Raw genomic sequence first — 12103 nt, 5'->3', positions numbered from 1 at the left:
TTAGCTTCCTGCTTGTGCTACAGTAAAGCTAAACTTTTTGGCAATTGCTTCAGAAATTGTTTGTAAAGTTTTTGGTGTTACGTCCCATAGTCCATTAGTACCACTCATAAGCTGATTGATTAAGCCCTGAACTTCTGATCTTGTAAGGTAAGGTGTCTTACTATCTGGTTTTCTGGTAAATTGTAAGCTATATATAAATCCATATCCTTCTGATAAATCATGGAATGCCGCAGCATGATCAACTACAGGTGCTTCTAGTGCTTTTTTACCCTGTTGTAAGTAATATACTGCTCTTACTGCAATAACCTGAGATACTTTTTCTCTAATGATAGCAGCTTGCGCATCACGTACATCATACTTTTTTGCTACAATAGCAGCTCTACCTAATTTAAATGCATTAAAAATATCGCTTGCTATTCCTGTAAAATCGGTATCATCATTTACTCTATCAAGATACTTACTTAAGAATGAATCATCTCCTTTCTGATTACTACCAGTACCTATATTTGCTAACGGGTTAGCTTTGTCTGGAGCAGCACCAAATAAATATCCATATGCCTCATCCCATTTATGTTCCATAGTCGTATAAGACTTTCCTTCTACTACAGTTCCATTATCATTATTTTTTACATTGTCTGCTTCTTCAAGAACCGCTTTTCCTAAATAATTATTTAATGCTTGATCAGCCATTAATCCACCTATCAAACTTTTTGCAAATACTTGATTAAGCTCTAATCCTTTTGCTGTAATATATCGCTTAGACCCTCCTTCTGCTTCTTGACGAAATCCAGCAACACCCGCAGAGGCTTCTTTTGTCCAGTTAGGAAATACATCATCTACCTGACTTTTAATCCATCCATCAAAATCTTTTTTGATATCAGCAGCATCAGTAACATTAATAGAGAAATAATCCTTAGATGCTGCAGTCTTACTTCTTACACTCTTAGTGGATGCATTTAAATCTGCATTATCACCAAAATCATTAGCACCTTTTTTATGATCAAACATAGCATCTAATACTGCTTCTGTCTGTGTATTATCTTTTAATTTACCAGCTAATATAGTGGCCATTTCTATCCGTGTAGTCTGCCCACCAAAACTTACAGAACTCTTACCATCTCGCTCGAATGTATAATTTGTTGGCTCTTTTATTTGATCCGCTGGAGCTGCATCATCATCTGAAGAACATGATATAAAGGCAAAAACTCCTGATATGCATGCTATTTTTAGTAAACTTGTAATTTTCATTTCTATTTATTTAGACTTAATATCAATAATTATAAGCCACAAATATATTTATCAAAAAAGAATTGACAAAACTATTTTAAGTAAATCTAAATAAAATTAGAGAAAAAGAAACTAATTCTAAAGTATTATGCTCAGATATATTGACTTCTTAATATGTTAATACAATTAATATTTTTTTCCCATTCTAAAAATGATAATTTATTGATCTGTACTAACACCTTTGTTACTTCACTATATGAAGATTTAAAATTTTATATAAACATTTATTAATCCATTTCTTTGCATTGTAACCTATAAATCCAAGATATCATATATTTCTATATTTTTTATTTTAGGTACTAAAACAAATCAAACACTTAAAAATAAGGATTTTATTAACCTCATAGGTTTAAAAACCTGTGAGGTCTTGATAATCAAGTAATCTTATAATTTCAATAATAATTATTTTTGGTCCTGTACTTAAATTTTATCTGTAAAAAGAATATCCTGATTTATTTTTATCAGATCGCATAAATTACATAAGAACCAATGCTAATACGATTAGTAAACCAGTACTTTTAAAAGCTCTTTTTTTTAATTATAAAAAAATAATTTAATGATATGCACTAAAAACCTTTGTTGCTTCATTATATGAGGACTCAAAACTTAATGTTCGTATATCTGCATCTGCATTAACAGTTGTAAAATAAGAAACCATACGTTCGGTAGGCATATTGCCTGTTAATTCATCCTTTGCCATTGGACAACCTCCAAACCCCTGTATAGCACCATCAAACCGCCTGCAACCAGCTTTATATGCCGCATCTACTTTTTCAAACCAAGTTGTAGGTGTAGTATGTAAATGTGCTCCAAATTCGATCTCTGGATATTTTACAATCAAATTAGAGAACAAATAGTCTATAATCTCTGGAGTAGAAGTACCAACAGTATCTGATAAAGAAAGAATTTTCACTCCCATAGTACTTAATTTTTCTGTCCATTCTCCAACAATATTCACATCCCACGGGTCTCCATAAGGGTTTCCAAATCCCATAGAGAGATAAGCTACTACTTGCTTATTTGCTTTATCAGCAATATTCAATATCTCTTGTAATGTGGCTACAGACTCTGCAATAGTTTTATGCGTATTACGCATCTGAAAATTTTCAGAAATCGAAAAAGGATACCCCAGATAATCAATTGCAGCATGTTGTACAGCATCATTTGCTCCTCTAACATTGGCTATAATAGCTAATAGCTTACTTTTGGTATCCGATAAATCTAATTGTGATAAAACCTCTGCGGTATCGACCATCTGTGGTATTGCTTTTGGCGATACAAAACTTCCAAAATCAATCGTATCAAAACCGCAACGCAATAACGATTGAATGTATTGAACTTTTTTTTCGGTAGGAATAAACTCCTTTATACCTTGCATGGCATCTCGTGGGCATTCAATAATTTTTACGTTTTCAGTCATTTTAGAATAGTAAACTAAGAAAAATTCAATCTAGAGTATAAAAGTATGATTATTTTTCAAAACTTAACGAATTTCGGTACCACTAGATAAAAACTCTTTTAGCAGTATAATACCCTAACTCTAATTATTTTTTCTCAAAACCTGTAGATCAATATATCTCCTATATAATTTCATAAAACTCGAACAATTTAAGAGGTAATCAATACCCTTAGAACGAAAGGGTAAAAAAAGAAAAACCTTAATCATTTCGATGCAACTATTATAAAATTACTCCTTTGTAAGATTAAAATTAGTATCTTATTTTCAAAAACAAGTAATAAACCCTCTTAAAATCAGTTCTTTACCCCTTTCCTCCTTATATAACGCTTCTTATTTTTATTCTAACATAAAAATTATTAATTCTTAAAACTAATACAAATGGTTATTTCGCACAAAATAGATGATTACAGCACTCTAATTATCAGTAATTACTCAGGAGGAAAACAAATAGGTTTTATATATCTATATGACACCAACTCAAAATATTTAGGATATTTTGGAATCATCAAAGATGGAGAAACACTCCCTCAGAATATACAGCATTCTAATAAGATTCTTAATATTTATTTCCATGAAGCAGAGTTATTATCTATACTTGATACACTCAGAAACGAAAATCCTGTATATGTAAAGTTTAACACTACTCTAAAATGGGGTTCTCTAAGTACTGGTAAAGAACCTGTAGGTGAAGGAGAACTTACTCCATAAACTAAAAAAAAGGATAGTGTCTAAAAATAAGAACTTTATTTAAAATTACGATAGAGAAATATTTTTATCGTAATTTTAAATAAGGCTAATTATAGTATATGTAACATAAAATGGTTACATATTTTATAACTATAAATAATTGATTTATTTATAATTGCTATACTTAAAAGCCAACTTAAAAACATGAGAAGTTTCTTTGTTCTACTTTTTTTAATCCTTCAATCCAATACTACTGCTCAATCAAAACCAGCCTTTACAAAATCTATAGAAATTACTAATAAAGATAGTATTTATATACCTGTAGAAGAAGTAGGACTTCACAAAGACTATTCTAAAAAACTTAGTTTTAATCAAATTACATCTCAAGTATTCGAACCTATATCTTCTATACATCTTAAAAACTCTAAACCTAATGCTTTTTATTGGTATCGTTTTAAGATAGATCAAAAAACAGATGCCAAAATAATATATTTTTTAACCTTTATTAGTGATGCTTCAGACTTTTACATCCCTCATAAAAAAGGCTATAAAAAACACAAAACTGGAACATTTATAAAAAAAGGAAAAATCACTTATGATATTGAACAAGCTTCATCATTAAGTATACCTACAGATTCAATTGATTTTTCTAAACCCTTTTATTTTAATAAAAAACCAATCTCTAATACTGGAAAATTAAGTATCAGAGAATCTTTTGGGGTTGTACTTATTAACAATAATAGTGTTGTTGGTGATTTAGTTAGAGAAGTTTCTGTAGTAAAATATCTAGAGTTTTACTCAGGAGCAACATCTATTGCATGCTTACTGTTTCTAGTAAGTTTTTTTATCTCTAGAGATAAAAACTTTTTAAACTATAGTCTTTATTTATTTTGTGTAACCGGAATTTTTGCTCCCGACACCCCATTTCTTTTTTCTTTACTCAATAGCATCCATCCTATGCTTCTTCACTATATAAATCAACTTAGTGTTATCGGGGCTTCATTTTTTTACTTTTATTTTGTTTACTGTATTTTAGAATTTAAGACTAATTATACTCGATTATATAAATTCTCTAACTATTTCTTATCTAGTATTATTCTTTTTGCTAGCATCAACTTAATCGTATCTATACTTAACCCTTATCTTAATTATCGCATTGATGTTTTTTTCGCATTTAGAGTAGTATTTGGTAGTACTACTTTAGTTGTTTTTATATCCCTATTCTCTATACGAAAAGATTTGATTTCCAAAGTTGTACTCATCAGTAGTTTTTTACTTATCATCGGAAATATTGCCTCCATAATCACTAGTAACGGTTTATACTTTTTAAATACTGTATTAGTCGAAATTTTAATTTTTTCTGGAATTGTATCTTACAATAATAAAAGAAATGTAGCATCTAGGATTAAAAGTCAGTTAGCGCTAAATAATGAACGAGAACTAAAGAAAGAACTCATACAATTAGATAAAGTAAAATCTCATTTTTTTTCGAACATATCTCATGAACTCAGAACTCCACTTACACTAATATCCGGTCCCATACAAAACAAATTAATGAATAAAGATCTAAGCAAAAAAGATCGTGCGGATTTTCAATTAGTTTTAAATAACAGTAATCGAATTTCTGAATTAGTAAATCAATTATTAGATATTTCTAAAATTGAAGCCGGCAGTATGACTTTATCGTTACAAAAAGTAAAACCAATACAACAAATTAGTGCTATTGCTAAAGATTTTGAATATCTCGCTAGCTTAAAAAACATTAATTTTCTTACTTATTTAAACAATCACGATAAAGAAGGTTGGTTAGATCGGGATGCCTTATATAAAATTGTAACCAACTTAATCTCTAATGCCATAAAATATACTCCAGAAAATGGCGCTATTATCTGTAATGCTTATATCAAAAAAGACAAACTCTTTGTAGATATTAAAAATACAGGAAAAGGGTTATCCAAAGAGCAACAACAACTGGTTTTTAAACGTTTTTACCAAACTCATGATGCTCAATCTGGTTCAGGTATTGGATTAGCTTTGGTTAATGAACTTGTAAAACTGCATGAAGGAACTATTGCTGTAGATAGTAAACCCAATGAATGGACTAGTTTTAACCTTACTATCTCTTTACATAAAAATACAATAAAAAATGCAGTAGTTATAGAAAAAAAACCAAGTATTATTACCCCTTCTATCATTCATAACCCCTCTGTTACTTGTACAAATAAACCAAAAATTGATCTTAAAAATAATGATCGCCCGATTTTATTAATTATTGAAGATAATAAAGACCTAAACCAATTACTTCAAGATAATTTTAAGAATCAATATCGTATTATCAGTAGTACTAATGGAAAAAAAGGATGTGAACTGGCTATAAAACACATTCCCGACATCATCATCTCAGACATTATGATGCCAAAAAAAGATGGTATAGATCTTACCAAAGAGCTAAAAAACGATGAGCGAACAAACCATATCCCAATCATTTTACTAACCGCAAAGGCTGGAGAAGAAAACGAATTATCAGGACTACAAACCGGTGCTGATGAGTATATGATTAAACCATTTAATCAAAAAATACTAGCAACCAAGATTACTAACCTTTTGGCTATTAGAAAAAAATTACAACTCCGATACAGCCAAGAAATAGTATTAACCCCTAAAGATATTGCTATAACTTCTGTTGATGAAAATTTCTTAAACAGAATACAAAAAATAGTAGATAAGCAAATGATAACATCTTCTTTTACAATTGAAGAATTTAGTAAATCTATAGGCATGAGCCGAATGCAACTACATAGAAAACTAAAAGCACTAACTGGCTTAACTTCTTCAGAATTTATTAGATCCCAACGCCTTAAGTTAGCTGCTCAATTACTTAAAAACTCTGATACCAACGTATCTCAAGTTGGTTATTCAGTTGGTTTCAATGATCATTCTTATTTCACTAAGTGTTTTAAAAAAGTATATAATTGTACTCCTTCTGAATATGCTATAAAAGAAAACACATAATCATTTTTTTTAATTAATAACCTTATAATAAACCTGATGGCTATTCGTTTGAAAAAATATTCTTGATTTAGAGGCAGACCTTACATCTGTTCTTATTTGAAATAACCATAATCTGAATTGAATTATTTTTGATTCAGGCAAAAAAAATTCAAGGATAGCATCACTATCGATGTATTTTATTTTGAAGCATGAAGTAAAAAGAAACAATGCAAGACAGTTATTTCAAATAAGAAATGGTATTACAACATTAAAATCTCACTTAGTGAGTAAATACCCCTAAAAACATAGGAAAACACCCCTATTCTTACAATGTTACATAATTCATAATCTTTGTTACATACATTATAACGAACTGCCTTTTCATATCCTAGCTTTACTATCCTATCAAACCATCAAGTCTGATCTATCTATTTGAGCATACAGACATGAATAAAAAAAGGAAAAAATATACAGGTCATCTCAATCATTTGCACACAACCAGTATATATATAAATATAAAATACTTAGAACCCGGAACCTATACATTAAAGATCATACATAAAGACAAAATAATTAAGGAAGTAAAATTTAAAAAACAGTAAGAATCATGAAAACAATACCAATTTTAGCAATAATCATCGCCTTCTTTACCCTACAGTTAACAACCGCTCAAAATTCAGATACCAATACAACAGGTAAAAACACTGTAAAAAAAGATAACTTCTTAGATATGCAAACCAATACACTATCTAGCATTTTTGGAGAAAACCTCGACGGGAAATCAAACGGAAAAACAATTGGTTTTTTAGAACTATTAGAAAAAATGGACATCTCTGCTGAGCAAAAAGTAGAATACAAGAACATGTATTACCTACAAGCCAAAGAGCTTACGCAAAAACAAAAAGATTCTTTAGGTAAAGCTATTGAGAAAAAAATCTTAGAAGCCCGACGAGATCAATAAAAACTAGTAGGAGTACAAAAATAAACAACGATGAAAACTACAACAACACTCAGCATACTTATAGCATTATGTACTATCACAACAAGCAATGCACAACTATTAAAGAAATTAGGTAAAAAAGCAGAAGAAGCAGCAAAACGTACTATTGAAAAACGTGTAGAACGAGAAACAGAGAAAGAGACTGACAAAGGTCTTGATGGGATTTTTGAAAGAAAAAAGAGAAAAAATAAGCAGAAAAAAAACAAGAAGAAAAAGGGAACCATTATAGGCGATTCTAAGGATTATGAAATTAGTCGTGCTTCTGATTTCATCCCAGGAAATATTATTCTGTTTCAGGATAATTTTATAAATGACATACAAGGAGATTTTCCTGCAAAATGGGATACAAATGGTTCTGGTGAAATCGTAGTAATTAACACTAAAAAATGGTTACGTTTAGGAGGTAACTCTAAATATATCCCACTAAGTAAAGAAACACTTCCTGAAAACTATACTATCGAGTTTGATCTCCTTACACAAGGATTAGATAAAAAAACGAGTTCTGAAGCTTGGATTAAACTTCTTTTAGAAGATAACACTAGTTTTCAAAAACCAAAAAATTGGTGTATGGTAGAGCTTTCCCCCTGCCAATTTATCGGATCCCGAGGAGTTGTAGAAAAAGTTGCAAATGGACAACGTCAAATTCGCAATGCCATAGGTAAAGACTATCGTACTGTAATCAACGGAAAATCTCGTATCTCTATTGCGATCAACAAAACCCGAATGCGTGTTTGGATGAACGAAAATAAAATAGTAGATGTTCCAAGATTAATTCCCCAAGGAGCTAATGTATTCAAAATCCATACTAAGGGATTGAGAGATGCTATCGATAAAGATGAAGTATATATTTCTAATTTTAAGATCGCCAAAAGCGGTAAAGACAATCGAAGTAAACTAATTACAGAAGGGCGTTTATCTACCAATGCAATTCTTTTTAAAACAGGATCTGCAACCATTACCGGAGGCTCTGAAACTATCATAAAAGAAATTGCTACTGCCCTACAAAATGTACCATCTATACGAATAAAAATTATAGGTCATACAGATGCTGATGGAAGTTCAGAAAATAATAAAAAGCTGTCTCAACAACGAGCAAAAGCGATCAAAATGATGCTTGTAGAACACTATGATATCCAATTTAGTAGAATCATAACTGAAGGCAAAGGCGAGGAAAACCCCATTGCAGATAATACCTCTGTATCTGGAAAAGCAAAAAACCGAAGGGTAGAATTTATTAAAATCTAACCCTTTAATAACATCAAAACAATAATCATCAATTCATAAACAGATGAAACATCTTACATTTTTAATCGCAGTACTGACACTAACATCAGTATCTGCACAGAATAATTGCAGCAAATTTTATCCTTCTCAAGAAGGTAAAAAACTGACCATACATCAATACGATAAAAGAGAACGTCTCGAAATCATTAGCCAGTATAAAGTTACCGAAGTAGAACATACTGGCGGGCAAAGTATTATTACGATTGCAATGGATTTAACAGATGGCAGAAATAACAAACATATTATTTCCTCATCATTTAAAGCACGTTGTTCTGATAAAACTACTCGTTTGGATCCAGAATCTTTTATAGCACCAGGAATACTTGATCAATATAGTGATATGGAATATAGTATTACTGGTGATGATATCTCTATTCCCAATACTCTTGAAATTGATCAGGAACTTCCAGATGCGTCAGTATACATGTCTGTAAATGCTGGAATCATGAATATAAATATGACCACCACTATGTCTGATAGAAAAGTAATTGCAAAAGAATATGTTACTACTCCTGCCGGAACTTTTGATTGCTATATACTTACCTATACCAATACGTTAACCATGGGAATGACCAAAACTTTTTATTCTAAACAATGGATTGCAGAAGGTGTGGGTATGGTAAAAGAAGAAACCCGTAAAACAAATGGAAATTTGATTACCCGAAGTGAAGTAGTAGCAATTAATTAAAAATAGCATACTATGCTACTAATTTTTGGTTCAACACTAAGAAATGCATACCACACTACTTCTGGTATAATTAACAACATTTTTAAAAAATTAATTCCTCTATAAGAGATTAAAACCTAGACTAACCTTATAAATAATATAAAAATCACCTCAGAACATCAGACATCACTCCAATAGAGCAAAAAATCTTATCTGATTTTCTGGCACGACATCCTGTTGTACTAAAACCTTCCCTAGTTTTCTGACATGATATCCAGTTGGACTGAAAAACGTCCCCAGTTTTCTGGCACGTTTTTCAGTTAGGTATAATCATTCTAAATAAAAAACACATTATTAAAATTTTATATAATCAAAACAATAATTTTAAAAATTCACATTATGAAAACAACAATTTTAACACTAAAGTACTTTTTTTTCGCTTTTATTATGATCATCGCATTTGCTTGCTCAGATGGCGAGGACGGCGCAATAGGACCACAAGGTCCACAAGGTGAACAAGGTACTTCTGGACAAGATGGTACAAACGGACAAGATGGTAACGCCAACGTAGTTTCTGTTTTATTTGAAGATCAGACTATATCTAATGGAGATAATGTTTTTGACATCCCCCAATTAACACAAGAAATATTTGACACAGGTTTTGTTTATGCCTATGTAACCGTTACTGGTAATGACTATTGGGAAACTTTGCCACTTAGCATTAGTCAGGATATAATATTAGAAATTGATAAAATTGAAGTTGGAAAAGCTACCTTACGTGCCACTTTTAATCAATCTGGTTTAAGGCTTAGATTTATACTAGTTGCCAGTAGCGATACTAATAGTGTTGATTTTTCAAGTTTCTGGGAGGTCAAAGAATATTATAACCTAAAAAACTAACTTATAATTCAATTAGTTAATTTCCCTACTATAAAACCAAGACTAATAACTAATGTCTTGGTTTTTTCTATCTCCGCTTATTTCTCCGAAATAAGAATAAAAACACCTATCCCTATAAACACAACAATCTGAAGCCACTTTAAAACAACACCTATTTTTGAATTCTTTTTTAAATATTCAGAAATAGATCCCGCCAAAACAGCAATTAACCCAAATACAGTAAATGAAACTATAATAAAAAGAAAACCCAGAACATAGAATTGTGTAACATTACTCATCGTTTTACTAAATAAAAATCCAGGAAAGAACGCTAAAAAAAATATCGATACCTTAGGATTTAAGACATTCATTATAAATCCTTGTTTAAATAATTGCCCTATACTTTTTTTAGGCATACTACCTTCTGAGAGATTTACAGAAGCTTTACTTCTAAAGACTTTATAAGCCAAAAAAAACAAATACAATGCTCCAAATAGCTTAATGCAAAAAAAGAGGATTTCACTTTGTTTAATAATCACCGATACGCCAAAAGCAACCAATGTCGTATGGATCAAGCAACCAGACATTAGACCTGCTACAACAGCTAACCCATATTTTTTACCATTCACCACACTCTGCATTAATACAAATATATTATCTGGTCCTGGTGAGATTGCTAGCGCCGAAGTCGCCAAAATAAAAGTATAGAGAATTTCGTAGTTCATAATTTTTAAACCTTCAAGGTTTTTATAAACCTTCAAGGTTTGTGCTATAAAGCAGCGCTTTATTTATATCCTTAACCAACTTAGGGCCTTCATAAATAAAACCTGTATACACCTGTACTAGGCTTGCACCTGCCTCTAATTTTTCTATAGCATCCTTAGCACTATGTATACCTCCTACTCCAATAATAGGAAAAGCCCGATTACTTTTTTCTGATAAATACTTAATAACGGCAGTACTCTTATCCTTTACAGGTTGCCCACTTACTCCCCCATTACCGATAGCATCTAATTGATTTTTAGATGTTTTTAACCCTTCTCTAGAAACAGAAGTATTACTTGCGATAACACCATCTAAGTTCGTTTGAGCAACCAGTTCTATAATTTCATCAAGTTGATGTGTATTTAAATCCGGAGCGATCTTTAATACAATCGGTTTTTGATTCTTAAAAGTAACATTCTCTTGTTGTACTGCCTGTATTAATTCTTGTAAATACTCTTTATCATTTAGCTTAGCATGGCTTCCTACATTAGGGCAACTTACATTCAGTACAAAATAATCTACATATGGATGTAGTGCCTTAAAACATTGCAGATAATCTTTAGTATACTCCTCTGGCTGCGTATCAGTATTCTTTCCTATATTACCTCCTATAATAAGTTTTCCTTGATTCTTTTTCAATTGATGTATCACAGCTTCTAACCCTGCATTATTAAATCCCATTCTATTAATAATACCCTGATCCTCTTTAAGCCTAAATAATCTTTTTTTAGGATTTCCTTCCTGACCTCTAGGAGTTACTGTTCCTATCTCAATAAAACCAAACCCAAAATTAGCCAACTCATTATACAAAACTGCATTTTTATCAAATCCAGCTGCTAATCCTACTGGGTTCTTAAATTTTAACCCAAAAACTTCACGCTGTAATTTAATTCCTTTAACCTGATACAATCCCCTAAATATTGATGATACTAAAGGAATTTTAGACAGAAATCGAACCATCCCAAAAGTAAAATAATGCACTTTTTCTGGATCAAATAAAAATAATAACGGACGTAATAGAAGTTTATACATTAATCTATAATTTTGCTAGTGCAAAAATAAGTCTTCCAAGGTTCTAATAAAA

The 12103-nt window shown here is 30.9% G+C and carries 10 protein-coding genes; 6 read left to right on the top strand and 4 right to left on the bottom strand.

The window, feature by feature from the left end; genetic code table 11:
• Positions 1-1248, bottom strand: a complete 1248-nt coding sequence (locus tag N456_RS02445; protein WP_062053504.1) for a DUF4856 domain-containing protein — start codon at positions 1246-1248, stop codon at positions 1-3.
• Between the two features lie 592 nt (positions 1249-1840).
• Positions 1841-2707 carry a hydroxymethylglutaryl-CoA lyase gene (locus tag N456_RS02440; protein ID WP_062053502.1) on the bottom strand — a complete coding sequence of 289 codons (867 nt, stop codon included), beginning with the start codon at positions 2705-2707 and terminating at the stop codon, positions 1841-1843.
• Positions 2708-3124: 417 nt separating this feature from the next.
• Here N456_RS02440 and N456_RS02435 point away from each other — a divergent pair, with 417 nt between their 5' ends.
• The 6 genes from N456_RS02435 to N456_RS24830 all read left to right on the top strand — a co-directional run bounded on the left by N456_RS02435 (position 3125) and on the right by N456_RS24830 (position 10275).
• Positions 3125-3454, top strand: coding sequence for a hypothetical protein (locus N456_RS02435; protein WP_062053500.1), 330 nt, complete (start codon positions 3125-3127; stop codon positions 3452-3454).
• 183 nt (positions 3455-3637) lie between these two features.
• Positions 3638-6445, top strand: coding sequence for an ATP-binding protein (locus tag N456_RS02430; RefSeq protein ID WP_062053498.1), 2808 nt, complete (start codon positions 3638-3640; stop codon positions 6443-6445).
• A gap of 586 nt (positions 6446-7031) precedes the next feature.
• Positions 7032-7385 (top strand): hypothetical protein, encoded by a 354-nt coding sequence (locus N456_RS02425; RefSeq protein WP_062053496.1) that lies wholly within the window; start codon positions 7032-7034, stop codon positions 7383-7385.
• Between the two features lie 30 nt (positions 7386-7415).
• Entirely contained in the window at positions 7416-8669 is a 1254-nt protein-coding gene (locus N456_RS02420) for an OmpA family protein (protein ID WP_062053494.1), read from the top strand.
• A gap of 43 nt (positions 8670-8712) precedes the next feature.
• Positions 8713-9396, top strand: coding sequence for a TapB family protein (locus N456_RS02415; protein ID WP_062053492.1), 684 nt, complete (start codon positions 8713-8715; stop codon positions 9394-9396).
• A gap of 378 nt (positions 9397-9774) precedes the next feature.
• Positions 9775-10275: a collagen-like protein gene (locus N456_RS24830; RefSeq protein ID WP_062053490.1), complete on the top strand. Its 501-nt coding sequence runs from the start codon at positions 9775-9777 to the stop codon at positions 10273-10275.
• A gap of 77 nt (positions 10276-10352) precedes the next feature.
• Here the strand turns inward: N456_RS24830 and N456_RS02405 are convergent, their stop codons facing one another.
• Together N456_RS02405 and N456_RS02400 are read right to left on the bottom strand one after the other, a co-directional pair.
• Complete coding sequence (locus tag N456_RS02405; RefSeq protein ID WP_062053566.1) at positions 10353-10979, bottom strand: LysE family translocator; 627 nt, start codon at positions 10977-10979, stop codon at positions 10353-10355.
• 22 nt (positions 10980-11001) lie between these two features.
• Positions 11002-12051, bottom strand: coding sequence for a quinone-dependent dihydroorotate dehydrogenase (locus N456_RS02400; RefSeq protein ID WP_062053488.1), 1050 nt, complete (start codon positions 12049-12051; stop codon positions 11002-11004).
• Between the last annotated feature and the right edge of the window lie 52 nt (positions 12052-12103).

The sequence above is a fragment of the Aquimarina longa SW024 genome, assembly GCF_001401755.1.
Taxonomy (GTDB): Bacteria; Bacteroidota; Bacteroidia; order Flavobacteriales; family Flavobacteriaceae; genus Aquimarina; species Aquimarina longa.
This window is presented reverse-complemented; position numbering and strand designations above follow the sequence as displayed.